Consider the following 23,747-nt stretch of genomic DNA (forward strand, 5'->3'; position numbering starts at 1 on the left):
TTTGTATGTACCTCGATCGGTGAACATCCATTCGAGAAAATTTCTGAGAACTCTCTAAGGCCCATGCGCGTTCTGCCGGGTGCAGCGCGATAACATCGGGACCCATGACGACCACCGAGCCCGATATCCACACCACCGCGGGCAAGCTCGCCGATCTGCGCCGGCGCAGCGAGGAGACACTGCACCCGGTCGGCGAGGCCGCCGTCGACAAGATCCACGCCAAGGGCAAGCTGACCGCCCGTGAGCGCATCTATGCGCTACTGGACGAGGGCTCGTTCGTGGAATTGGACGCGTTGGCCAAGCACCGCAGCTCAAACTTCGGGCTGGGCGAGAAGCGCCCACTCGGCGACGGCGTGGTGACCGGTTTCGGCACCATCGACGGCCGTGACGTGTGCATCTTCAGCCAGGACGTCTCGGTGTTCGGCGGCAGCCTCGGCGAGGTGTACGGCGAGAAGATCGTCAAGGTGCAGCAGCTGGCCCTCAAGACCGGCCGCCCGCTCATCGGCATCAACGAGGGTGCAGGCGCTCGCATCCAAGAGGGTGTCGTCTCCCTCGGCCTGTACAGCCAGATCTTCCACAACAACGTCATCGCCTCGGGCGTCATCCCGCAGATCTCGCTCATCATGGGCCCGGCCGCCGGTGGTCACGTGTACTCGCCCGCGCTGACGGACTTCATCGTCATGGTCGACCAGACCAGCCAGATGTTCATCACCGGTCCCGACGTCATCAAGACCGTCACCGGTGAGGACGTCACCATGGAGGAGCTGGGTGGCGCACACACCCACGAGGCCAAGTCCGGCACCACGCACTACGTAGCCTCCGGCGAGCAGGACGCCTTCGACTACGTCCGCGACATCCTGAGCTACCTGCCGTCCAACAACGCCTCCGAGCCGCCCCGTTATCCGGGACCTGAGCCCACCGACGGCGCCATCGAGGACCACCTCACCGACGAGGACATCGAGCTCGACACGCTGATTCCAGACTCCCCGAACCAGCCGTACGACATGCACGAGGTCATCACCCGCATCCTCGACGACGACGAGTTCCTCGAGGTGCAGGCCGGATACGCCCAGAACATCATCGTCGGCTTCGGCCGTGTCGATGGCCGCAGCGTCGGCATCGTCGCCAACCAGCCCACCCAGTTCGCGGGCTGCCTGGACATCAACGCCTCGGAGAAGGCCGCGCGGTTCATCCGCACCTGCGACTGCTTCGGTGTCCCGATCATCACCCTGGTGGATGTGCCCGGCTTCCTGCCCGGCACCGAGCAGGAGTTCAACGGCATCATCCGGCGCGGCGCCAAGCTGCTGTACGCGTACGGCGAGGCCACCGTTCCGAAGATCACCGTGATCACCCGCAAGGCCTACGGTGGCGCGTACTGCGTCATGGGTTCCAAGGACATGGGCGCTGACGTCAACGTCGCCTGGCCCACCGCACAGATCGCGGTCATGGGTGCCTCCGGTGCGGTCGGATTCGTGTACCGCTCGCAGCTGGCCGAGGCTTCCAAGAACGGTGACGATGTGGACGCCCTGCGCCTGCAGTTGCAGGCCGAGTACGAGGACACCCTGGTGAACCCGTACATGGCTGCCGAGCGCGGATATGTCGACGCGGTCATCCCGCCGTCGCACACTCGCGGCTACATCGCCACCTCGCTGCGCTTGCTCGATCGCAAGATCGTGCGGCTCCCACCGAAGAAGCACGGGAACATTCCGCTGTGACGAATGAAGAAGGTGCGTCCGTGACCGATGAGACCAGCGAGACCGTAACCGCGGAAAGCGATTCCGGGAAGGTGAAGGCCGCCGACGTGCAGGTGCTCAGCGGCAACCCGACAGATGAGGAGATCGCGGCCCTGGTCGCGGCGCTCAGCGCGCTGGCCTCGAAGGCGGAGACCGAGAGCCTCAAGCCCCGGAATCTCTGGGCCGAGCCGATTGACATGCTCCGCTACAGCCCACACAGCTGGCAGCGAGTCACCCTGTTCGAGCGCGCGAAGCTGGCGCGCCCGCAGGGCACGTTCTAGACGGCCGTCACCGGCCCCGTGACCGCATTTGTCCTGGCCTCGGCCTCTCCCGCGCGCGAACGGATCCTGGAGCAGGCCGGCCTGAACCCAGTCGTCATCGTCTCGCACGTCGACGAGCATCTGGTCGTGGCCACCCAGCCCTCGGGTACCGCCCCGGAGCGAGCCGTGGAAGTGCTGGCCTGCGCCAAGGCCTTTGACGTCGCGACGACTCTGGCCGGTGAGGTGGCCGCCGACGCGGTGGTGCTGGGCTGCGATTCGATGCTCCTGCTCGACGGCACGTTGCAGGGCAAGCCGGGCACCGTGGAAGAAGCGCGTCGCCGCTGGGGGTTGATGGCCGGGCGGTCCGCTCAGCTGCTGACCGGGCACTGCCTGGTGCGGGTCATCGAGGACAAGGCCGTCGCACGTGTCAGTGAAACACGCTCGACCACAGTGCGTTTCGGGAAACCGTCGGCAGCAGATCTCGAGGCCTATCTAGCTACCGGCGAGCCCCTGCAGGTGGCGGGCGCCTTCACGCTCGACGGACTGGGCAGCTGGTTCGTCGAAGGCATCGACGGTGATCCCTCGAATGTGATCGGCGTCAGCGTGCCGCTGTTGGGCCAACTGCTGGACAGGCTCGGGGTGCCCGCCTCGTCACTGTGGATCCGCCACGAAAAGCACGTACCGCCAAAGCCATTCCATCCGGATACTCCTACCCCGGCCCCACTGCCGCCCCGCATGGTGCCGTTGTTGGACTCACTCGTCATGATCGGGCCAACCCAACAGCAGGAATTCAAGGATGCCCAGGGCAACCCGATTCCGCATATGCCATCGGTCAATGCCAGTTTTCAGGCCGCCTGTCGCGACGATTCCTTCGACCTCGGCGTGCACACCAACCGCGGGGCCTGCCTGTGGACGGGCGACTACCTGAACACCGGTGACGGCATTCAGCTCATTCCCGTCGATCCTGCCAGCCCCTCGGTGGCACTCGGGGGACGTTCCAAACCGCTTGCGCTGCCATCGGATGCACAGGACGGTGCCCGGCTGCTGCCCACCGGATCTGCGGAGCTGGCGCATCGTTCGCTGCTGTTCGCCTCGTGCATTCCATCGCCGGGATGCAGCACCTTCGTCTCGGCGGACACCACCGTCTACGACGTGAGCGATCCGGGCAGACCGTCATATCAGCCGATGGGTGTGATGGCCGGAATCTCGCAGCCGAGCGGGGTTTCGGCGCCTGGTCGCCGAATGCTGGTGGCGGGAAATGTCGGAACCGGTCCCTGGGCACCGCGGTTCGCGTGGCTCACACCTCCGATCGACGACCCCGCTTTCCTGGACTCCTCGGCGTGGGAGAAGATCGGTCAGATCAGTGGTGGCGGAGACCGCGAAAATCAGTTGTTCGCCCTACCTGCAGGCGGTTTCGGCCTGCTCGATTCCAACGGCTCCGGCGACGCGCACATCGGACTCAAGCTTTTCCGCACTCCCCAGGAGTTGGTCAGCGAGCCCATGACGGTGCTGATCCGCAACGATCCGTCCGATCCACGACCGGATGATCCGTTCATCTCCCGTGATCCGCACAAGCTGTTGCAGCCGTATGGACCTCAGGTCGTCAGCATAACCATGAACGCAGATGGCACTCAGACGCTGCATTTTCTGGTGAGCCAGTGGGTTACCGACCCCACCCGGGCTTATCGAACCATCCTGTATTCCATTGTGTTGACACCCCAGTACCTGAGCATCTAGCCCTACTGCCCGAACAGATCGGGCCGCTCGGCGGCCCGGCGCCAGTCCTCCGGAGCGCCTACCAGCGCCACTGCCGCCCGCAACATCGCGGCGCGCGCCTCCCGGCGATCACTGCCGGGCGTCGACAAGTAGCGGTAACTGCCCGCCTGCAGGGTTCCGAACAGCATTCGGAAGGCCTCTGAAGATGGTGCAGGACGGCCGGATTCGATGATCCGGCCGCGCAGCATCTCGACCATTACCTCCTCGTTCTCCTGGCGCAATCGATGTGCGGAGGAAGCCGGATCGTGGGCCTCGATATGGAACACCCGCGCCGCATCGCCCATCTCCTCGGTGGTATCGAGGTAAACGTCCACTGCCGCAACGATTTGGGTGATCAGATCGGCCGGCTCCGCGATCACCGCGTAGAGCCTCCCGTTGAGCTGCGACTGGGTGTGATTGACCAATGCGGTGATGACGTCGTCGGTTCCGTCGAAGAACACATAGAACGTCGGCCGAGACAGGTGGGCCTTCTTGACGATGCGCGCCACTGTGGTGCCGCGCTGCCCGTGCTTGGCGTACACGGCACCGGCGGCGGCGAGGATGCGTGCGCGCATCTGCTCGTGCTGCTCGGGCGTGCGGGCGGGGCGCCCCCGGGGCCGGCCCGATGGGGTATTGACAGCCATCAGAGCTGGAGCCTACCTTTCCAATTAGCTTAACATCACTGTAAACAATATTTGTGATCGATCACAGGAGCGCTATGGCGGACATCAGTTTCCCCACAAGAAGTGGTGAAGTCACAGGCATTTTGGAGAAGCCCGCGGGCGACGGACCGTGGCCGTCGATCGTGGTGTTGCACGACATCAACGGGTCCACTCCCGACTTGCGTCGCATCACCAAGAACGTGGCCGCCAACGGCTACGTGGCCCTGGCGCCCGACCTGTACTCACGTGGACGTATCCGGTGCATCAGCCGAGTCATGACCAACCTGATTACCCGCCGGGGTCGTGCGATCGACGAGATCCTGGCCGCGCGCGATCACCTGTTGTCGCTGCCCTACACCACAGGCGGGGTCGGTGTCGCCGGTTTCTGCATGGGCGGTGGATTCGTACTTATCACTTCCACCAAGGGTTTTGACGCGGCCGCACCCTTCTACGGTGCGATGCCCGGCCCCTACGGCGACCATTTCGAGGGAGCGTGCCCCGTCGTCGCGAGCCTGGCCACTCGGGACCCCTTCGTGATTCGGGGCGAGCCCCGGTTGCGCAAGGCACTGGACGCCCACGGCATCGAACACGACATCAAGAAGTACGACGCGGGGCACAGTTTCGCCAACCAGCTGCCGATGCAACCACTGATGCGGATCGCCGGATTCGGGTACTCCCCCGAGGCGGAGGCCGACGCGTGGGAACGGGTCTACGCCTTTTTCGCTCAGCACCTTCACGACGACGACAGGCTGCAGGAGGCCCAATGACAACCCCGACCGCATTGGATCGCCTCGGCGAGCTGGTCTGGTCCGACGCACTCGACGCGGGTGCGCATTCGTCGGCCGGCTACCTGGATCTGCTTCCGCCGCCCTCGGACCAGCCTCAGCGCGTCGCCCAGCGCGCCATGAACAACCCCGTGGTGGCCGCGGTCTATCAAGGGCCGTGGCGCTGGGGCCAGACCGTGCTCTACACCGGCATCACGCCATCGGCAGAACGACGCCGTGCGGCACGGGCCCTGCGACTCGACGCGGCCCATACACTGCTCGATGTCGCCTGCGGGCCAGGAAACTTCACCAAATACCTGGGCAGCCAGTTATCCGCCGACGGTCTGGCAGTCGGGCTCGATTTCTCCGAGCCCATGCTGCGGCGCGCGGTCCGGACCAATATCGCGAACGGGGTTGGATACCTGCGGGCGGATGCGCGCACCCTGCCGTTCGACGACGGAAGCTTCGATGCGGTGTGCTGTTTCGCCGCGCTGTATCTGGTACCCGAGCCCTTCAAAGTTCTCGATGAAATGCTCCGGGTGCTCAGGCCGGGCGGCCGGATCGCGGTGATGACCAGCTGCACCCGCGGCCCCAGGCTCGTTCGGTCGCTCTCCGTGAAGATGGCGGCACGCAACGGTTTACACGGCTTCGACCGCGATGACATCACCTCGGTGCTGTGGAACTCGGGATTTCACGACATTGAGCAAGAGGTGCGGGGACTCTCACAGTTCGTGAGTGCGACAAAGGGTTAGACGAGTCATACAACGGCGCTCAGCAGCAGGACCATCGCAAATCCGACGACCGAAATCACCGTTTCCATCACCGACCATGACTTGAGGGTCTGGCCGACCGTCATCCCGAAATACTCCTTCACCAACCAGAATCCGGCGTCGTTGACATGGGAGAAGAAGAGCGACCCGGCACCAATCGCGAGCACCAACAGCGCGACGTGCGCGGTAGACATGTCCGCCGCAAGCGGGGAGACGATACCGGCGGCGGTGATGGTCGCCACCGTGGCTGAACCCGTGGCCAATCGGATGAGCACCGCGATGAGCCAGCCCAGCACCAGCGCGGGGATATGCCATTTCTCCGACCAGGTGCTCACGGCATCTCCGACCCCCACATCAATGAGGGTCTGCTTGAATCCGCCTCCGGCACCGACGATGAAGACGATGCCCGCGATGGGCCCGAGCGACTTCTCGATGATTCCCGAGACACCCGCGCGGTCCAGGCCAGATGCCGTGCCCAGCGTCACCATTGCCACCAGGGTCGCCACCAGTAGCGCTACCAGCGGCGTACCGGCGGTGTCGAAAATCCTCTGCACCAACGATTTCGGATTATCGATGACCACATCGGAGAGCGCCTTCGCCAACATCAGGGCCACCGGAAGCAAGATCGTCGCCAACACCGCGACAACGCTCGGAGCCGGCCCCTTTCGATCGGCTTCGGGTGCGGTCGCGGTAGGGATCTCCAGTGGCCCCACCCAGCGCTCTGCCACCCGCGCATAGAGGGGCCCCGCCACTATCAGGGTGGGCACCGCAGCCAGCAGACCAAACGCCAGGGTGACACCCAAGTCCGCCTTCAGCGCGTCCACCGCCACCAAGGGACCTGGGTGCGGCGGAACCAGTCCGTGCAATACGGATAGGCCCGCCAGCGCGGGAATTCCCACCCGCAGCAGTGGCACATTTCCCCGGCGTGCCACCAAAAGCACGATCGGAATCAGCAGCACCACACCCACTTCGAAGAACAAGGGCAGCCCGAGCACGGCCGCGATCAGAGCGACCGCCCAGGGCAGCATGCGTGGGCCCGACCGTGCGAGCACGGCATCGGCGACGATGTTGGCGCCACCGGAATCGGCCAGCAGGCGACCCAGCATCGCCCCCAAACCGATGAGCAGTCCGACGCCGGCGATCGTCGAGCCGAATCCCGTCACAAAGGACCCAAGGAGTTTGTCGAACGGCACACTCGCGACGGCGGCCAGGGATCCCGACCCCAACAGCAGCGCCAGGAACGGATGCATCTTGAGCCTGGTGATGAGCGCAATGATCACGCCGATGCTCGGCACCACGGCAACAAGGAGCCGAACGTCGCTGGTGGTGTGCGGGATCTTCGCCGGCTCGGCCAGCAGAATCAGGTTGGCGTTCATGCGCCGAGCTGCCTTACGGCCTCCGCTACCAGTTCATCCGGCCCGATACCGACATCCAACACCGCACCCCGCTCATCGGGTTCCAGCGGTTCGAGAATCTCGAACTGCGAATCCAACAACGATGTCGGCATGAAATGTCCTGAGCGATGCGACATCCGGTCGCCGATGAGCGCCCTGTCTCCTGACAGGTGCACAAAGAACGCATCCGGGTATCCCACGCGGAGAACGTCACGGTAGCGGCGTTTGAGTGCCGAACAGGTGACCACCCCGCCCGTCCCCTCTCGTCCACGCTCGGCCATCCATTCGGCGATCCGCTGCAGCCACGGCCATCTATCGGTGTCATCCAGCGGGATTCCGGCCGACATCTTGGCGATGTTCGCGTCCGGATGGAAATCATCACCCTCAGCACAGGGTGCACCCAGGAGCTTCGCCAGGGCCTGCGCCACGGTTGATTTGCCAACCCCTGCCACACCCATGACCACCACAATGGGTACCGACGTTTCGCCCACTAGACCCCCTTGGGCGCCTTTTGATTCATGAAGCCGAACATATACCCGGCCACCCGGCGCATCTGAATCTCCTCGGCACCCTCGGTGATCCGGTACCGCCGGTGATGGCGGTAGATGTGTTCGAACGGCATGTGCCGCGAGTACCCCATGCCGCCATGAACCTGCATGGCACGGTCTGCGGCCTCGCAGCACAACCGGTTTGCGACGTAATTGCACATCGAGACCTGTTCGGAGACCGAGAACGGTCCGTAGGTGTCCATCGACCATGCCGTCTTGTGAATCAGCGCGCGCAGCATCTCGCACTGGGTCTGCAGCTCGACGAGTGGAAATTGGATGGCCTGATTCGATGCCAGCGGCTTACCAAAAGGCTTGCGCTCCTTGGCATATTCAACAGATCGGTCGATACAGAACTGCGCCGCCCCGAGGCTGGATGCTGCCTGACGAATCCGATTCTCGTTGAAGAAGTGCTGCACCACACCCAGCCCACGGCCCTCCCCACCGAAGACCGCCGAATCGGGGACCCGCACGTCGGTCAGCGAGATGTGGGCGTGGTCGGTCGGCATGTTGAAGGTCCACAGGTATTCCTCGACCTTGAATCCGGGCGCATCCGCGGGCACCAGGAACGCAGTGATACCGCGCCCGTCACCCGGATCGCCCGAGGTGCGGGCGAAAATCAGGTCGGCGTCGGCGATATGCACACCGGTGTTCCAGGTCTTTTCACCATTGATGATCCAGTCCGAGCCATCCCTTGTGGCCCGGGTTTCCATATGGGTGGCATCGGAGCCGTGTTCGGGCTCGGTGATGCCGAACGCAAAAAACTTCGTACCGCTGGCGAGTCCCTCGACCCACTGGGCCTTCTGCTCCGCGGTGCCGTATTCCAGCATGAGAAGCAGCCCCACGTTGTTACCGACGATGGCGTGCTCGTTCTGCAGGTCGCAGTGCAATCCGAGACCGCGCCGCGCCAGGTGCTCACGGATGACCGCCATGCCGAGGTTGGACCCGTCACGTCCGCCGAACTCCGCCGGGAACGGGTACCGAAGGTGACCGGCCGCATCGGCACGCCGACGGGCCTCCCCGAGCAGTTCCTCCCACTCACCATTGGGCAGGCCACCACGATCCCAGTCGGTACGGGAATCTTCGCGCCGGTGATCGAAGAATCGGATGTTGTCATCGGATTGCTCGAGCGGCACGATCTCGCGATCGATGAACTCATCAAGCTCGGCGAGATAACCGACGAGTTCGGGCGGCAGTTCGAAATTCATCTGGATCCTTCCGGCACCTACGGCTTCGTCAACATCAACAGGTCCCACTCGATCTCGGGTATCCGGCGACCACTTGCCGCCATCACAATGTCCCGCACGCTACCGTCCAGATACGACTTCGCTTGCGCGGCAAGGCCAACACCCCACCACAGCGTGCCCAACACCTTCCACCACCGGAACCTGTCGGCGTCAAACGTGCCGCCTGCATCCTCGTACGCACACACAAACACCTCGCGGCCCGCGAAGCCACCGAACTCGCGCTCATCGACACCGAACCTCCACATCCGCAGCGCGGTCCAGCCGACATCGCGCATGGGATCTCCAAACCGAGTGGTGCCCTCCCAGTCGAGAACCGCACGCAAGCCGTCCTCGCCGACGATGACGTTGCCATTGCGAATATCGGTGTGCACCAGGCATCGCCGAGCGGGTGGCCCGGGCATGCGCTCGGTCAGCCAGGACAGCGTGCGCTGGAACACCGGCCGATCCGGAAGCAGCGCCGCCACCCCCTCACGCATCTGTTCCAGCAGGATGACCGCCGGCTCGGCCTCCGGGTCACCGGGCAGATCCGGCGGCGCCATCGCCGGATCTATCCCATGCAGCCGACCCATCGCCCCACCAAGCTGCTCAGCCACCAGATCCTCGATCCCGGCGGACTGCACCAGCCGCAGCACCTTACGGGGAACCGTCTCGCCCGCGATGCGTTCGGAGATCATGAAGGGCGCACCCACGTACGAGGCCTCGGAACACACGCCACGAACCCGCGGCACCGGAACACCGTGGCTGCGCGCCAGCTCACGCACCCCGGCCTCACTACCCACCGGGACCTGCTGCACAACTGCGGGCACAATCGTCGCGACCAGCTCGAGAGTCTCACCCCCGAAAGTGGCATCCAACAGCACATTTCGCCGTCGGGCGCCCGCAGAAACGCCAACCACGCCAGACACCTGAAACTTTTTGCCGAACTCGTCGTGCAGGTAACGGGTGAGCCCGTCGGCCAGGTCGATCATTCGCCCTCCCAGGCGTCGTACCCGGGCTTGACGACCGCGAGTTCACTACGCACCGCCTCGGCCAGGTCCTCCCATGACGGGTCATCGGCAGGCGGCTGCGCGGGCGTGGTCAGTTCTCGCTGCAGAATCCTGGCGATGTTGGCCCCGACGCGGGCGCGATGCACCGAGGATGCGGGCAGCTCAGATTGGAGGTCGTCGAGCAGTTCGGCGAGCGCACCCGCCAGTTCCGCTGCGGTCGGAATGAAGGGCACCATCCGTTTGTACCGTCTATGGTGCGTCGCACGGGGGAATAGCGAAGAAACGCCGCGGGTTGCTCCAGTTCATGGCGAGACCTTTGTCGATTCTGGATCTGGCGCGGGTGGCGCCGCACGAGACCGTGGCTGAGAGCTTCGCCGCCAGCGTCGAGATTGCGCGGCACGCCGAAGCGCTGGGATTTCATCGCGTCTGGTACGCCGAACACCACAACATGCGGTCCATTGCCTCGTCGGCGACCAGTGTCTTGATCGGACATGTGGCCACCCAGACGTCGACCATCAGACTGGGCGCGGGCGGCATCATGTTGCCCAACCATTCCCCGCTGCAGATCGCCGAGCAGTTCGGCACCCTCGAAACCCTGCACCCGGGACGCATCGATCTCGGTCTCGGCCGCGCCCCGGGGACCGATCAGGTGACGCTGCGCGCATTGCGGCACTCCCCCGCCGATGCCGAGCACTTTCCGCAGGATGTGATCGAGCTGCAGGCATATCTGAGCGAACAGAGCCGGGTCCCGGGGGTAACCGCGACACCGGGGCACGGGACACATGTACCGCTCTACATCCTTGGGTCGTCGTTGTTCGGCGCACAGCTGGCGGCGGTGCTGGGGCTGCCCTACGGTTTCGCCTCCCACTTCGCGCCTCCCGCGCTGCAGGATGCGGTGGCGCTGTATCGGCGAGAGTTCCAGCCCTCGGAGCAGTTGCAGGAGCCGTACGTGATCGCCGGGGTCAACGTCATTGCCGCCGACGAGGAAGACACCGCCCGGGAGCAGTACCGGGCGGCGCTGATCGAACGTGCCAAGCTTTTCCTGCATCGCGGCGGAGGTCCGCGCCTCACCGACGACGAGGCTATCGCCGCACTGGATTCCCCTGCGGGGCAACAGATCAAGGCGATGACGAAGTATTTCGCGGTCGGCACTCCAGGTCAGGTGAGCACATACTTGGACGACTTTGCACAGCTGGCCGGGGCCGATGAGCTCATCGTGGTGCCCAACGCGCCCGACCGGAAGTTGCAGCTGCGGTCGCTGGAGATCGTGGCGGAGGTCAGCGGGCTGACTCCCCGCGACTGAACGCAGGCGTCGGAGACTGATTGGGCGGCGCGGTGAGATACGCCTTCGACAACACCAGGGCGACCGCCACCACGACTACCAACACGTACACCGGCAGCAGATGCTCGAAATGCGTGTACCCGATGGCGAAATGAATCGCCAAGACCGGCACGGTGCCGAACGCGCATCCGATCAACAACGACCACCACACCCAACGCTCACCGCGGCGCCAGCCCCACAGACTGACCAGGAGAACCGCCAGGCCCGCTCCCATCAACGCACCACCGAAGCCGGCTCGATCGTGCGCGATGAACGCCGGCAGGTGCTGGTTGGCGGCACGCAATGCCTCGGCACTGGTGCCCAGGAAATCGAGATCGGTGGGGACGAACACCGAGGTCAGGCCGACCGTTGAAATCACCGCTCCGGCAACGAACAACCCACCCCCAACGGCGATCATCAGCAGCTGCCCCCACAACGCACGGCGCCGCTCGGACTCCGGCCCCTCCACGATCGGTGGCCAGTGCGGCACCGAGGGAGCGCGCCACACGGCGAGTAGCAGCATGGGGAACAATCCCACGACGACGAGCGTGTGTAGCGGCTCGAGAAAACCTGTCACCAGGAAGTAGAAGTACGTCAGGAACGCGACGAGCCCGGAAATCAACAGAGCATTGCGGGCCCATCGGTGCCCTTCCCTGAGCCCACCCCACGCCAAGCCCAGGTACAGAACTCCGATACCAATCATGTTGCCCGCCATGGTGAGCCGATCATGTTGCAGAAAGCCGACCAGATGATGGTTCACGCCATGCAGATCGTGCACCGAGAGTCCGAGGTAGTCGCGGTCGTACCACAACAGCACCGGCCCCAACGCGATGATGGCCGCTCCGATACCCGCGATGATCAGTCCGAGCCCAACCAGCGCGCCCCATATCCACCCGGGCCATTGGCGCGGATCGAAACCGATATCACGCAACGGCTTTGGCGGCGACGTCGGCGTGGCGGCTTCGATCACCCGATTGAACCAGCCCGGCCCGGCGGCGATCAGCACCGCAGGTGTGGCGAGCACCGTCACCGACGGGTCCGCGAGCGCGCGCAGCACGGCATCGATCGCCGGTTCGGTCAGTCGCACCGTCCCGGGCTCCCCGGGCAGCGACACCGCATCGACGCAAGGCGCCAGCTCCTGAGCCACCTCGGCCGTGGCGGCGACCGCGATCACCCGGCATCTGCGGTCGGCACTGGCTCGCCGCACCGCGTCCACATCGCCGGTCTGCACCGGTCCGATCTCGACGACAGCGGCCCCCTGCACCGGCAACACCGCAACCGCCTCGCGCGCGATCGAGACCGGCACCGTCGCTCCGAACCGACCCTGCCATTGCGACGGAACCGGCCGATGATCGAAAACCCAGGGAATCCAGCGCCGTCCCCCGGCTTGCGTCACCACCGCCGCCAGTACTTTCATCGCCCACACCCGTGTCCGGCGCGCACCGACAACGGACGACGCCAGGGGGCTCAGCGGGTGGTAGGTCCAGTCCGGCATTGGCGAATTCTCGCACCGCGACCAGCAACGCACCGGGTATCTGAACTCGGTATCCAACTCGATGAGCCGACCGCGCTCGAACGCGACTAGGCTCACAACGTGACCCTCCCGGCCGACCCCAGCCCCGAATTCGCCGCCTATGCCCACCCCGAACGCCTGGTCTCCGCCGACTGGCTCTCGGGACACCTGGGTACTCCCGGACTGTCCATCGTGGAGTCCGACGAGGACGTCCTGCTCTACGACATTGGGCACGTCCCCGGCGCGGTGAAGATCGACTGGCACGTCGACCTCAACGACAACACGGTCCGCGACTACATCGACGGCGCGCAGTTCGCAGAGCTGATGAACCGCAAGGGTATCCGCCGCGAGGACACGGTCGTCATCTACGGCGACAAGTCCAACTGGTGGGCTGCCTACGCACTGTGGGTGTTCACGCTGTTCGGCCACCCGGACGTCCGGCTCCTGGACGGTGGACGCGACCTGTGGATCTCCGAGGGTCGCGACACCACCCTCGATGTTCCGTCCAAGCACACCGAGGGCTACCCCGTGGTGGATCGCAACGACGCCCCGATCCGCGCGTACGCCGACGATGTGTTGGCCCACCTCGGGCACGGACCGCTCGTCGACGTGCGGTCCCCCGCCGAATACACCGGCGAACGCACCCACATGCCCGATTACCCGGAGGAAGGCGCCCTGCGCGGCGGACACATCCCCACCGCCGTCTCGATCCCCTGGGCCAAGGCCGCCGCAGAAGACAGCAGGTTCCGCCGCCGTCGCGAGCTGGACGAGATCTACGGCGACGTCATCGCCGCCGAGGGGGACATCGTCGCCTACTGCCGCATCGGTGAGCGTTCCAGCCACACCTGGTTCGTGCTCACCCACCTGTTGGGTGTCGAGGGCGTCCGTAACTACGACGGGTCCTGGACGGAATGGGGCAACCGAGTCCGCACTCCGATCGTCAAGGGCGAGAAGCCCGGGGCACTGCCCCAACCGCACCAGGCATGACCCTTCCGACAGAACTCGCCGAGATCGTCGCCGACTTCAAGGCCGTCGACGGGCAGGACAAGCTGCGCTTGTTACTGGAATTTTCGGGCGAATTGCCTGATTTGCCATCGCATTTGGAGCAGGCAGCGATGGAACCGGTGCCGGAGTGCCAGTCGCCGCTGTTCCTGGACGTCGACGCCAGCGACCGTTCTGAAATCCGGCTGTACTTCAGCGCGCCCGCCGAGGCCCCGACGACGCGCGGGTTCGCCTCGATCCTGTATCAGGGTCTGGACGGCCAGTCGGCCGACGCGATCTTGGCGGTCCCTGACGACTTCTACGCCGAACTCGGATTGGCAGAGCTGATCAGCCCACTGCGGCTGCGCGGAATGTCGGCGATGCTGGCGCGCATCAAACGAAGATTGTCCTAAACCTACTCATCAGTAGGTAAAAACAGGGGCGGCACACCCCATCCCGGATGTGTGTTTGATGCCACGGATGCATAAACTCACTGCCGAGACTCTAAGAAAGCGGTAAAACTCAGGAAGTAGGAGTCCCGATGAGCCGCTTGCGCGAAGAACCAACAACAGGAGGCCCGGTGCCCAATCACGCCAGCTCGAAGATCAGCAAGGTACTCGTCGCCAACCGCGGCGAGATTGCCGTTCGGGTGATCCGCGCGGCGAAGGACGCTGGCCTGGGCAGCGTCGCGATCTACGCCGAGCCCGACGCCGACGCGCCCCACGTTCACCTCGCCGACGAGGCCTTCGGCATCGGCGGTAACACCGCCGCCGAGTCCTACCTGGACTTCGGCAAGATCCTGCAAGCTGCCGAGAAGTCCGGCGCCAACGCCGTCCACCCCGGTTACGGCTTCCTCTCCGAGAACGCCGACTTCGCCCAGGCCGTCATCGACGCCGGGTTGATCTGGATCGGGCCCAGCCCGCAGTCCATCCGTGACCTCGGAGACAAGGTCACCGCCCGCCACATCGCCGCACGCGCCCAGGCCCCGCTGGTGCCCGGCACCCCGGACCCGGTGAAGGATGCCGACGAGGTCGTCGCCTTCGCCAAGGAACACGGTCTGCCGATCGCCATCAAGGCGGCCTTCGGTGGTGGTGGCCGCGGCATGAAGGTGGCCCGCACCCTGGAAGAGGTTCCCGAGCTGTTCGAGTCCGCCACCCGTGAGGCCGTCGCCGCCTTCGGCCGTGGCGAGTGCTTCGTGGAGCGCTACCTGGACAAGCCGCGCCACGTCGAGGCGCAGGTCATCGCCGATCAGCACGGCAACGTGATCGTCGCCGGTACCCGCGACTGCTCGCTGCAGCGCCGCTTCCAGAAGCTGGTCGAGGAGGCGCCCGCGCCGTTCCTGACCGACGCTCAGCGCAAGGAGATCCACGAGTCCGCCAAGCGCATCTGCAAGGAAGCCGGTTACTACGGTGCCGGCACCGTCGAGTACCTGGTGGGCCAAGACGGCCTGATCTCATTCCTCGAGGTCAACACCCGTCTGCAGGTGGAACACCCGGTCACCGAGGAGACCGCGGGCGTCGACCTGGTGCTGGAGCAGTTCAAGATCGCCAACGGCGAGGCCCTTGAGTTCACCGAGGACCCGACGCCGCGCGGCCACTCGATCGAGTTCCGCATCAACGGCGAGGACGCCGGCCGTAACTTCCTGCCGGCCCCCGGCCCGGTCAAGGTCTACGACACCCCCACCGGCCCCGGTGTGCGCCTGGACTCGGGTGTGCAGGCCGGTTCGGTGATCGGCGGACAGTTCGACTCGATGCTGGCCAAGCTGATCGTCACCGGGCGTGACCGCAACGAGGCGCTGGCCCGCTCGCGGCGTGCCCTGGCCGAGTTCAACGTCGAGGGTCTGGCCACCGTCATCCCGTTCCACCGCGCAGTGGTCTCCGATCCCGCCTTCATCGGCGACGAGGACGGCTTCACCGTGCACACCCGCTGGATCGAGACCGAGTGGGACAACACCGTCGAGCCCTTCACCGCCGACGCCGCCGAGGGCGAAGAGGACGAGGCTCTGCCCCGCCAGAAGCTGGTCGTCGAGGTCGGCGGCCGTCGTCTCGAGGTTTCGCTGCCCGGTGACATCTCGCTCGGTGGCGGAGGCGGTGGCGCCGCGAACGGTGTTATCCGCAAGAAGCCCAAGGCCCGCAAGCGCGGCGGCCACGGCCGCGGTGGCGCCACCGGTGATTCGGTGACCGCTCCGATGCAGGGCACCGTCGTCAAGGTCGCGGTCGAAGAGGGCCAGGAGGTCGAGGCCGGCGAGCTGATCGTGGTGCTGGAGGCCATGAAGATGGAGAACCCGGTCACCGCGCACAAGGCCGGCACCATCACCGGGCTCAGCGTCGAGGCAGGTGCCGCCATCACCCAGGGCACCGTGATCGCCGAGATCAAGTAGGACGTTTGTCGCCGAGCGTGAAGCTGTGGCGCGATTCTCACCGAATTGCCGCCATGGTTTCACGCTCGACGCGTTTCTAGACTCATGGAAACCATCGAGATCAATGCGGGCGCATGGTACTTACGCGCCCTGCGGGCCGACGAACGCATGGACGATCGCGCGGCACTGACCTCACTCGGCGTCGACGATGCCGACTATGTATCCGCGCGCGCAGCCGATTGGGACTCCGATCGCCTCTACAGCTGGGCCGTCTGCGAACCGACCACCGCCGAGATGGTCGCCGAGGTGCGGCTCGACCCCGCCACCGGGGGCATCGAATCGCGGGCCCGCGACGACTACCCGGGCTCGACGAGTGCCGAGCAGGAAGCCGTCGCCGCCGTGCGCCGCTTCGCCGACGCCATGCTGGCGTGACGGAAAGAAACCACTTGACCTCGAGTGCACTTTAGGTACGACGATGGGCGCGTGAACACGTCAACCACCCCGCTGCGCCTCGCCGTGATCTGCGCCAGTACGCGTGACGGTCGGTTCGGCCCCACTGTCGCGAACTGGATCGCAGAAAAGGCCCGGGATCATCCGTCGTTCCATGCCGGCTACATCGACCTCGCGGAATACCCACTTCCCCTTCACCTTTCCCGCAGACCGGGGGCCGACGACACCGCCCATCTGGCCAAGATGACGGCACGACTGCGCATTGCCGACGCATTTCTCGTGGTCACTCCGGAGTACAACCACAGTTTCCCCGCCCCGTTGAAGAACCTGATCGACTGGCATCACAGCGAGTGGCAGGCCAAGCCGGTCGGATTCACGTCCTACGGCGGCATGTCGGGAGGGTTGCGCGCCATCGAGCAGCTGCGCCTGGTGTTCGCCGAACTGCATGCCGTGACCACCCGTGACGTGGTCAGTTTCCACGGCGTGTGGAGCCAATTCGATGACGCCGGCCAGCTCGTCGACAGCCGCGACGCGGAAACCGCCGCCAAGACGATGCTCGATGAGCTGGCATGGTGGGGTTCCGCGTTACGGACGGCGCGGGAGCACTCCCCTTACGCCTGGTGAGCTATGCCTGGGGAGACTGCGCCAGCACCCGTGATACCGCGGCCACCGCAGCGTCGATCTCCTCGGCACTGACGATCAGCGGCGGACGGAACCGGACACTGTTCTTGCCGCTGGGCAACAGGATCACGCGCTCCTGCGACCATAGGCGCTCCACCAGATGATCGCGCTCCTGCGTGGTCGGCAGACTGAACGCGCACATCAGCCCGCGGCCCCGCACGTCGCCGATCTCGCCGTGCCGCAGCGCCAGGGTCTGCAGACGGTCCAGTAGGTACTCGCCCATCCGAGCCGCATTGCCGAAAAGCCGCTGCGACTCAATCACTTCCAGGATGCGGCGAGAGCGCACCATATCGACCAGGTTTCCACCCCAGGTGGAGTTGATGCGTGAGCTGACGGCAAAGACGTTGTCGGCGACCTCATCGACACGACCGCCCGCCATGACCCCGCACACCTGCGTCTTCTTGCCAAACGCCACGATGTCGGGAGTCACTCCCAGCTGTTGGAATGCCCACGCCGTACCGGTGAGGCCACACCCGGTCTGCACCTCATCGAAGACGAACAGGGCGTCATTCTCGTGACACAGCGCGCGCATGGCGTGGAAGAAATCGGGACGGAAATGATGATCTCCACCCTCACCCTGAATCGGCTCGGCGATGAAACATGCTATGTCATGCGGATTTTCGGCAAACACGCGGCGGGCCTGCGCCAACGCCGCAGCTTCCAGTTCTTCGATGTCGGCGTCGGGGCGCAGGTATGGCGCATCGATGCGCGGCCAGTCGAACTTGGGGAACCGCGCCACCTTGTTGGGATCGGTGTTCGTCAGCGACATGGTGTAGCCACTTCGGCCATGGAAGGCCTCACGCAGGTGTAATACCTTGGTGCCCAGGGCCGGATCGATTCCATGCGCCTCGTTCCAGCGGCTCTTCCAATCGAAGGCCACCTTCAGTGCGTTCTCTACCGCCAGTGCTCCGCCGTCGACGAAGAACAGGTGCGGAAGCGCCGGGTCACCGAGCACACGCGCGAAAGTGTCGACGAACCTGGCCATCTCGACGGTGTAGATATCCGAATTACTCGGCTTGTTGATGGCAGCCCGGGTCAGTTCGGCACGAAACTCGCCGTCCTCGGCCAGCATCGGGTGGTTCATCCCCAGCGCCGACGACGCGAAGAACGTGAACATGTCGAGATAGGTGGTCCCGTCGCGCGCGTCCACTAGATGCGCCCCACGCGAACGCTCCAGGTCCAGCACGAGGTCCATTCCGTCGGCCAGAATGCTGCGCCGCAGCACCTCATGCACCCGATCCGGTGTCACCGGGTCCGGACGCGTTGCCTCGTCATCGGTCGTGGAGCCTACGTGTGCCCCCGGAAACATGAGTGCGGTCATAAGACCCACACTAACGGAGTATTTACGACTTCTCTACATCACGACAAGAATATTTACGGCACAAGCTGGCGGCCATCGTAAAAAGTTTGTAAGATGATGGTGCTTCGCGTGCGAACATTGGCTGTGGTGCGGATCAGCTGCAGCAGCTCCTCGAGCGCACGCGGCGAGGGCACGCGCACCAGGAGGACGTAGCTTTCCTCGCCCGCCACCGAGTGGCACGACTCGATGGCGTCAATGTGCTCAAGCCGTGCCGGAGCATCATCGGGTTGCGAAGGATCGAGAGGGGTGATTGCCACGAACGCCGAGAGCAGTTGGCCCACCGACTCCGGATTGACCCGGGCCGCATATCCGGTGAGAACACCGCGAGATTCCAGCCGCCGCACACGAGTTTGCACCGCCGAGATCGACAGACCGGCCTTTGCCGCCAGATGTGCAAGGGTCGCCCGGCCATCGCGAGCCAACTCGCGCACCAGAATTCGATCGACGTCATCAAGCGGACGCTCGGGCGTTCTCTCGGAATCCGCGTTCACGGGGGCAGAGTACCGCGACCACGGACCACAAGGAACAAACTTGCGCAGGCCAATCACGTCAACTGTGAGACCAACTACAGGACGAATTCGATGATCGATCTCATCCCCTGCTGGGAACTGCGCGCAGGTTTCGCGGCGGCACTGTCTCAGATGTATGGGACGGAAGTTCCCGCGTACAACACGCTGGTCGATGTCAGCACTGAGGTTAACCAGACCTACGCCACAACGCATCCGGATGCCGAGCGGCTCGGTTCGATTGATCGTGTGACCGCCGAGCGCCACGGCGCGATCCGGGTGGGCAGCCCGCGAGAACTCGCCGCCGTCGCCGACCTGTTCGAAGCGTTCGGGATGTATCCCGTCGACTTCTACGACTTGCGTGACGCCGCGTCGCCGGTGCCCGTGGTCTCGACTGCATTTCGGCCCATCGATGAAAAAGAGTTGGCACTCAACCCCTTCCGGGTGTTCACCTCCATGCTTGCGACCGCCGACCGCCGGTTCTTCGATGCGGAACTACGCACGCGCGTGGATCACTTCGTACGACGGCGAGAGCTGTTCGATCCGGCCCTACTGGCCCACGCGCGACTGATCAGCGCCGCGGGTGGAGCCACCCCGGCGCAGGCCGAGGACTTCATTCGCGAGGCCGTGAAGTCGTTCGCACTGTCCACCGCCCCCATCGACCGTGCCTGGTATGACGAGCTTTCCGCGGTCTCACCGGTCGCCGCGGACATCGCCGGCGTGGGCGGCACACACATCAACCATCTGACACCGCGCGTGCTCGATATCGACGATCTGTACCAGCGGATGACGGCACGCGGCATCACCATGATCGACGCGATCCAGGGGCCACCACGCTGGCACGGACCCGATGTTCTGCTGCGGCAGACCTCATTCCGGGCACTGGCCGAGCCACGCCGTTTCCTCATGCCTGACAGCGCCGTGACCAGCGACACGCTGCGGGTCCGGTTCGGCGAAGTCGAGGCACGGGGTATTGCCCTCACCCCCGTGGGCCGCACTCGCTACGACGCCGCGATGATCGCCATCGACACCGCACAGGCAGATCCCGAACGGGCCGCGTCGATTTGGGCCGATCACTTTCCGGATACCGAGGCCGGTCTGGCCGAGCAGGAACTCGCATACTTCCGTACGGACGTGGGCGCCGACGGTCAGATCGTGCGCAGCCCCATCGTGTACGAGGATTTCCTGCCGCGTTCGGCCGCCGGGATATTCCGGTCCAATCTCGACGACGACGGCGCATACGGGGATGGTGCCGACGATTACGCCGCCGACTACTCGAAGGATTGGATGTCGGGCGCCATAGGGCGGGACATCCACGATCCGTACGCGCTCTACGCCGCCATCGCCGCACAATCTGACCTCACGATAGGAGCCGATCGATGACCACCACACTGCCTACCACGTCCCCCGAGGTGCTGCCGTCCGCCGACGAATTGCGCGCGCGGGCTCAGAACGCGCTGCGCTGGATCGGCGCGGACGTAGAACTGAGCACGGAAGCGGGAACAGATGGCGGCGTCACGGTTCGTACCCCCATCACCGGCGACACGCTGTTCACGCTCGCGGCCAGCTCGACGGAGGACGTCGATAGCGCCATCACCGAAGCTGCCCAGGCATTTTCACAATGGCGCACCACCCCGGCGCCCGTGCGCGGCGCCTTGATAGCCCGTCTCGGCGAGCTGCTGACGGAGCACAAGAAGGATCTGGCCGAATTGGTGACCATCGAGGCCGGAAAGATTGTCTCGGAGGCACTCGGCGAGGTCCAGGAGATGATCGACATCTGCCAATTCGCGGTCGGGCTGTCCCGGCAGCTATACGGCAAGACGATGGCCTCCGAGCGTGCCGGGCATCGCCTCATGGAGTCCTGGCATCCACTGGGCGTGGTCGGAGTCATTTCCGCGTTCAACTTCCCGGTGGCCGTGTGGTCGTGGAACACCGCGATCGCCCTTGTCTGCGGTGACACCGTGGTGTGGAAGCCATCCGAGTTGACACCGCTGACTGCCGTCGCCTGCCAGGCACTTCTGGACCGTGCGGCCGCCGACGTGGGGGCGCCGCCGGAGGTGAGCCGACTGATCCAGGGCGGCCGTGAGGTCGGCGAGCAACTCGTCGACGATCCCCGCGTCGCGTTGGTGAGTGCGACAGGGTCGGTGCGGATGGGCCAACAGGTGGGCCCGCGGGTGGCCGCCCGCTTCGGCCGGTCGCTGCTCGAGCTGGGCGGTAACAACGCGGCCATCGTGACGCCCTCGGCGGACCTGGATCTTGCGGTGCGCGGAATCGTGTTCTCGGCCGCGGGCACCGCGGGCCAGCGCTGTACCACCCTGCGGCGGTTGATCGTTCACCACTCGGTCGCTGACGCACTGGTCGACCGCATCGTCAATGCCTACGGCCAGCTTCCGGTCGGCGATCCATTCACCGAGCAGACCCTCATAGGTCCACTGATCAACGAGAAGTCGTTCCGCGACATGCAGGACGCACTGGAAACCGCACGCGCACAGGGCGGAACGGTCATCGGCGGCGAACGTCGAGAGCTGGGTGACGGCGCCTACTACGTCACCCCCGCCGTGGTGCGGATGCCCGAACAGGGTGACGTCGTGCACCGGGAGACCTTCGCCCCGATTCTGTACGTGCTCGGCTACGACACCCTCGACGAGGCGATCGCACTGAACAACGCGGTGCCCCAGGGCCTTTCCTCGGCTATCTTCACCCTGGACATGCGCGAGGCCGAGCGTTTCCTGGCCGCCGACGGATCCGACTGTGGAATCGCGAACGTCAACATCGGCACCTCGGGCGCCGAGATCGGCGGAGCGTTCGGCGGAGAGAAGGAGACGGGCGGTGGCCGCGAGTCCGGCTCCGACTCATGGAAGGCATACATGCGGCGTGCCACGAACACCGTCAACTACTCCACCGAGCTGCCGTTGGCTCAAGGGGTGCACTTCGGCTAATCGGACGGGCTGATCGGACGAGAAGCGGATGGACTACCAGGGGTGCGGCTGGAAGTCCTTCAGGAAGCAGCCGTACAGATCGACGCCACGCTCCCCCTGCACAATCGGGTCGTAAACCCGGGCCGCACCGTCCACCAAATCCAGCGGCGCACGGAATCCTTCCTGCGCCAGCCGCATCTTGCTGGTGTGCGGACGCTCATCGGTGATCCAGCCGGTGTCGACCGCAGTCATCAGGATGCCCTCGGAAAAAAGCGCACCCGCACTGGTCCTGGTCAGCATGTTCAACGCGGCCTTCGCCATGTTCGTGTGCGGATGCCCCGGCCCCTTGTAACCCCGCGAGAAGTTGCCCTCCATCGCAGATACGTTCACCACGTACTTGCGCCGGGCCGTCGACGCCCGCAGTGCGGGACGGAGCCGGGACAACAGAATGAACGGCGCCACGCTGTTACACAGTTGCACCTCAAGCAGTTCCAGCGGGTCGATCTGGTCGACCGTCTGCACCCAGCTGTTGGTGTCGACGAGGTCGGGCAACAGCCCACCGGCGTCGACGGCGGTGCCGTCGACGATCCGGTCCGGGGTGGCCGAACCGGCGGTCAAGGCCAACGACACCAGTGAGTGTGCGGCGGCCTCGGAACCCTCCCCCAGCGCCAGAGTATGGGGATGCAACTCGCTGGAATCCCCCATCGCCGTAATCGGAACACGTGCAGCGGCGCCGCTGAGAGGCGCCTGTTCTGCGTCAACCAAGGACGTGTAGGAGCCCGGGCTGCGACGGACCGTCTGGGCGGCATTGTTGATCAGAATGTCCAACGGTCCCTGCGCGGCAACTTCATCGGCGAAACGAGCCACCTGCGCCGGATCACGCAGGTCGATACCCACGATGCTCAGCCGGTCGAGCCAACTCGCCGCATCGGGCAGCTGGGCGAATCTGCGCGCCGCGTCGCGCGGGAATCGGGTAGTGATCGTGAGGCTGGCACCGTCGCGCAACAACATCAGGGCGATGTACATGCCGATCTTGGCGCGGCCACCCGTCAGCACGGCCCGTCGCCCGGTCAGGTCCGTGCGCTGATCACGCCGGGACCTATTGGCAGGCGCACAATCCGGACACAGTTGGTGGTGGAATGCATCGATCTCGGTGTATCTCACCTTGCAGATGTAGCAATGCTGGGGACGCCGCAGCGTCCCGACCGCGTCCCCACCACGCAGCGGCAGGCCGGCCGTCTCGTCATCGATCCGATCGGCCGATCCGGTCGCGGTGGCCCCGATCACCGCACGGTCGGCTTCCAGCTCCGCCTGGCGCGCCTGGCGGCGGCGCTGCCTCTTGAGAATTTTGAACAGTTTCGCGACGCCGCGTTGCACGGCAATCGAATCGGGATGATCGGGTGCAAGCGCGGCAGCCTGATCCAGGACACGCCCAAAGATGGCCATGTCGTCGGGGTCGATGTGCTTAGCCACCGACGCAGTGTAGTGAGAGGGCCAGCAGTTCTCGTAATAGCAGATCTGATGAAGCCCGTCAGCCCCTCG

The 23,747-nt window shown here is 65.1% G+C and carries 23 protein-coding genes; 13 read left to right on the forward strand and 10 right to left on the reverse strand.

The features are described 5' to 3' along the window. The first annotated feature begins 104 nt into the window (after positions 1-104). From BB28_RS18170 to BB28_RS18180, 3 genes are read left to right on the forward strand one after another with little or no spacing between them, the layout of a single operon-like run. The gene (locus BB28_RS18170) at positions 105-1,715 is read left to right on the forward strand and encodes an acyl-CoA carboxylase subunit beta (protein WP_044105188.1); all 1,611 of its coding nucleotides are present in this window, start codon (positions 105-107) and stop codon (positions 1,713-1,715) included. Beyond that, the gene (locus BB28_RS18175) at positions 1,712-2,014 is read left to right on the forward strand and encodes an acyl-CoA carboxylase epsilon subunit (RefSeq protein WP_052740280.1); all 303 of its coding nucleotides are present in this window, start codon (positions 1,712-1,714) and stop codon (positions 2,012-2,014) included. Before BB28_RS18170 ends, BB28_RS18175 begins: the two co-directional genes overlap by 4 nt. Positions 2,015-2,032: 18 nt before the next feature. Further along, complete coding sequence (locus BB28_RS18180) at positions 2,033-3,730, forward strand: Maf family protein (protein ID WP_046254522.1); 1,698 nt, start codon at positions 2,033-2,035, stop codon at positions 3,728-3,730. 2 nt (positions 3,731-3,732) lie between these two features. On the opposite strand, the gene BB28_RS18185 is transcribed toward BB28_RS18180, so the two are convergent. Continuing rightward, positions 3,733-4,392, reverse strand: coding sequence for a TetR/AcrR family transcriptional regulator (locus BB28_RS18185; RefSeq protein ID WP_046254523.1), 660 nt, complete (start codon positions 4,390-4,392; stop codon positions 3,733-3,735). Positions 4,393-4,466: 74 nt separating this feature from the next. Between BB28_RS18185 and BB28_RS18190 the strand changes: the two genes are divergently transcribed. Together BB28_RS18190 and BB28_RS18195 are read left to right on the forward strand one after the other, a co-directional pair. Next, the gene (locus BB28_RS18190) at positions 4,467-5,177 is read left to right on the forward strand and encodes a dienelactone hydrolase family protein (RefSeq protein WP_046254524.1); all 711 of its coding nucleotides are present in this window, start codon (positions 4,467-4,469) and stop codon (positions 5,175-5,177) included. After that, positions 5,174-5,926 (forward strand): class I SAM-dependent methyltransferase, encoded by a 753-nt coding sequence (locus BB28_RS18195; RefSeq protein ID WP_046254525.1) that lies wholly within the window; start codon positions 5,174-5,176, stop codon positions 5,924-5,926. The genes BB28_RS18190 and BB28_RS18195 overlap by 4 nt, the downstream gene beginning before the upstream one ends. Positions 5,927-5,931: 5 nt before the next feature. Here the strand turns inward: BB28_RS18195 and BB28_RS18200 are convergent, their stop codons facing one another. Genes BB28_RS18200 through BB28_RS18220 form a run of 5 tightly spaced genes read right to left on the reverse strand, consistent with a single transcriptional unit; the run spans position 5,932 to position 10,349 of the window. Then, positions 5,932-7,320 carry a GntP family permease gene (locus BB28_RS18200; RefSeq protein ID WP_046254526.1) on the reverse strand — a complete coding sequence of 463 codons (1,389 nt, stop codon included), beginning with the start codon at positions 7,318-7,320 and terminating at the stop codon, positions 5,932-5,934. Next, positions 7,317-7,796 carry a gluconokinase gene (locus tag BB28_RS18205; protein WP_109550575.1) on the reverse strand — a complete coding sequence of 160 codons (480 nt, stop codon included), beginning with the start codon at positions 7,794-7,796 and terminating at the stop codon, positions 7,317-7,319. Before BB28_RS18205 ends, BB28_RS18200 begins: the two co-directional genes overlap by 4 nt. A gap of 32 nt (positions 7,797-7,828) precedes the next feature. Then, positions 7,829-9,091 carry an acyl-CoA dehydrogenase family protein gene (locus BB28_RS18210; RefSeq protein WP_046254528.1) on the reverse strand — a complete coding sequence of 421 codons (1,263 nt, stop codon included), beginning with the start codon at positions 9,089-9,091 and terminating at the stop codon, positions 7,829-7,831. Between the two features lie 17 nt (positions 9,092-9,108). Next, a complete protein-coding gene (locus BB28_RS18215) occupies positions 9,109-10,098 on the reverse strand; it encodes a phosphotransferase family protein (RefSeq protein ID WP_046254529.1) in 990 nt (329 codons plus the stop codon). Further along, positions 10,095-10,349, reverse strand: a complete 255-nt coding sequence (locus BB28_RS18220; RefSeq protein WP_046255956.1) for a hypothetical protein — start codon at positions 10,347-10,349, stop codon at positions 10,095-10,097. The genes BB28_RS18215 and BB28_RS18220 overlap by 4 nt, the downstream gene beginning before the upstream one ends. 71 nt (positions 10,350-10,420) lie before the next feature. On the opposite strand from BB28_RS18220, the gene BB28_RS18225 reads away from it, so the two are divergent. Next, positions 10,421-11,419: an LLM class flavin-dependent oxidoreductase gene (locus BB28_RS18225; protein ID WP_046254530.1), complete on the forward strand. Its 999-nt coding sequence runs from the start codon at positions 10,421-10,423 to the stop codon at positions 11,417-11,419. Here the strand turns inward: BB28_RS18225 and BB28_RS18230 are convergent. Continuing rightward, positions 11,394-12,932, reverse strand: coding sequence for a hypothetical protein (locus tag BB28_RS18230; protein ID WP_046255957.1), 1,539 nt, complete (start codon positions 12,930-12,932; stop codon positions 11,394-11,396). The genes BB28_RS18225 and BB28_RS18230 overlap by 26 nt on opposite strands. A 99-nt stretch (positions 12,933-13,031) precedes the next feature. Between BB28_RS18230 and BB28_RS18235 the strand changes: the two genes are divergently transcribed. The 5 genes from BB28_RS18235 (at position 13,032) to BB28_RS18255 (ending at position 17,364) form a co-directional block, all read left to right on the forward strand. Continuing rightward, the gene (locus tag BB28_RS18235; protein ID WP_046254531.1) at positions 13,032-13,937 is read left to right on the forward strand and encodes a sulfurtransferase; all 906 of its coding nucleotides are present in this window, start codon (positions 13,032-13,034) and stop codon (positions 13,935-13,937) included. After that, positions 13,934-14,344: a SufE family protein gene (locus BB28_RS18240; RefSeq protein WP_046254532.1), complete on the forward strand. Its 411-nt coding sequence runs from the start codon at positions 13,934-13,936 to the stop codon at positions 14,342-14,344. The genes BB28_RS18235 and BB28_RS18240 overlap by 4 nt, the downstream gene beginning before the upstream one ends. Before the next feature lie 167 nt (positions 14,345-14,511). Further along, positions 14,512-16,311 (forward strand): acetyl/propionyl/methylcrotonyl-CoA carboxylase subunit alpha, encoded by a 1,800-nt coding sequence (locus tag BB28_RS18245; RefSeq protein ID WP_046254533.1) that lies wholly within the window; start codon positions 14,512-14,514, stop codon positions 16,309-16,311. Positions 16,312-16,395: 84 nt separating this feature from the next. Continuing rightward, on the forward strand, positions 16,396-16,722 hold the full coding sequence (locus tag BB28_RS18250; RefSeq protein WP_046254534.1) for a hypothetical protein: 327 nt from the start codon (positions 16,396-16,398) through the stop codon (positions 16,720-16,722). Between the two features lie 51 nt (positions 16,723-16,773). Continuing rightward, positions 16,774-17,364 (forward strand): NADPH-dependent FMN reductase, encoded by a 591-nt coding sequence (locus BB28_RS18255; RefSeq protein ID WP_046254535.1) that lies wholly within the window; start codon positions 16,774-16,776, stop codon positions 17,362-17,364. Between the two features lies 1 nt (position 17,365). Here the strand turns inward: BB28_RS18255 and lat are convergent, their stop codons facing one another. Continuing rightward, positions 17,366-18,670 carry an L-lysine 6-transaminase gene (gene lat, locus BB28_RS18260; protein ID WP_046255958.1) on the reverse strand — a complete coding sequence of 435 codons (1,305 nt, stop codon included), beginning with the start codon at positions 18,668-18,670 and terminating at the stop codon, positions 17,366-17,368. A gap of 125 nt (positions 18,671-18,795) precedes the next feature. Beyond that, positions 18,796-19,272: an Lrp/AsnC family transcriptional regulator gene (locus BB28_RS18265; RefSeq protein WP_046254536.1), complete on the reverse strand. Its 477-nt coding sequence runs from the start codon at positions 19,270-19,272 to the stop codon at positions 18,796-18,798. A 90-nt stretch (positions 19,273-19,362) separates the two neighbouring features. On the opposite strand from BB28_RS18265, the gene hglS reads away from it, so the two are divergent. Continuing rightward, positions 19,363-20,670 carry a 2-oxoadipate dioxygenase/decarboxylase gene (gene hglS / locus BB28_RS18270; protein ID WP_046254537.1) on the forward strand — a complete coding sequence of 436 codons (1,308 nt, stop codon included), beginning with the start codon at positions 19,363-19,365 and terminating at the stop codon, positions 20,668-20,670. Then, positions 20,667-22,226 carry an L-piperidine-6-carboxylate dehydrogenase gene (gene amaB / locus BB28_RS18275; RefSeq protein ID WP_046254538.1) on the forward strand — a complete coding sequence of 520 codons (1,560 nt, stop codon included), beginning with the start codon at positions 20,667-20,669 and terminating at the stop codon, positions 22,224-22,226. The genes hglS and amaB overlap by 4 nt, the downstream gene beginning before the upstream one ends. Positions 22,227-22,259: 33 nt before the next feature. Here the strand turns inward: amaB and BB28_RS18280 are convergent, their stop codons facing one another. Further along, complete coding sequence (locus BB28_RS18280; protein ID WP_046255959.1) at positions 22,260-23,651, reverse strand: SDR family NAD(P)-dependent oxidoreductase; 1,392 nt, start codon at positions 23,649-23,651, stop codon at positions 22,260-22,262. Positions 23,652-23,747 lie beyond the last annotated feature (96 nt).

This window comes from Mycobacteroides chelonae CCUG 47445 (assembly GCF_001632805.1).
Classification (GTDB): Bacteria; Actinomycetota; Actinomycetes; order Mycobacteriales; family Mycobacteriaceae; genus Mycobacterium; species Mycobacterium chelonae.

Coding starts and splice junctions, on each gene's coding strand:
- BB28_RS18225 (WP_046254530.1), top strand. CDS start 10,421: ATGGCGAGACCTTTGTCGATTCTGGATCTGGCGCGGGTGGCGCCGCAC.
- BB28_RS18185 (WP_046254523.1), bottom strand. CDS start 4,392: ATGGCTGTCAATACCCCATCGGGCCGGCCCCGGGGGCGCCCCGCCCGC.
- BB28_RS18215 (WP_046254529.1), bottom strand. CDS start 10,098: ATGATCGACCTGGCCGACGGGCTCACCCGTTACCTGCACGACGAGTTC.
- BB28_RS18280 (WP_046255959.1), bottom strand. CDS start 23,651: ATGGCCATCTTTGGGCGTGTCCTGGATCAGGCTGCCGCGCTTGCACCC.
- BB28_RS18240 (WP_046254532.1), top strand. CDS start 13,934: ATGACCCTTCCGACAGAACTCGCCGAGATCGTCGCCGACTTCAAGGCC.
- BB28_RS18230 (WP_046255957.1), bottom strand. CDS start 12,932: ATGCCGGACTGGACCTACCACCCGCTGAGCCCCCTGGCGTCGTCCGTT.
- BB28_RS18200 (WP_046254526.1), bottom strand. CDS start 7,320: ATGAACGCCAACCTGATTCTGCTGGCCGAGCCGGCGAAGATCCCGCAC.
- BB28_RS18250 (WP_046254534.1), top strand. CDS start 16,396: ATGGAAACCATCGAGATCAATGCGGGCGCATGGTACTTACGCGCCCTG.
- BB28_RS18170 (WP_044105188.1), top strand. CDS start 105: ATGACGACCACCGAGCCCGATATCCACACCACCGCGGGCAAGCTCGCC.
- BB28_RS18190 (WP_046254524.1), top strand. CDS start 4,467: ATGGCGGACATCAGTTTCCCCACAAGAAGTGGTGAAGTCACAGGCATT.
- BB28_RS18195 (WP_046254525.1), top strand. CDS start 5,174: ATGACAACCCCGACCGCATTGGATCGCCTCGGCGAGCTGGTCTGGTCC.
- hglS (WP_046254537.1), top strand. CDS start 19,363: ATGATCGATCTCATCCCCTGCTGGGAACTGCGCGCAGGTTTCGCGGCG.
- amaB (WP_046254538.1), top strand. CDS start 20,667: ATGACCACCACACTGCCTACCACGTCCCCCGAGGTGCTGCCGTCCGCC.
- BB28_RS18210 (WP_046254528.1), bottom strand. CDS start 9,091: ATGAATTTCGAACTGCCGCCCGAACTCGTCGGTTATCTCGCCGAGCTT.
- BB28_RS18205 (WP_109550575.1), bottom strand. CDS start 7,796: ATGGGTGTGGCAGGGGTTGGCAAATCAACCGTGGCGCAGGCCCTGGCG.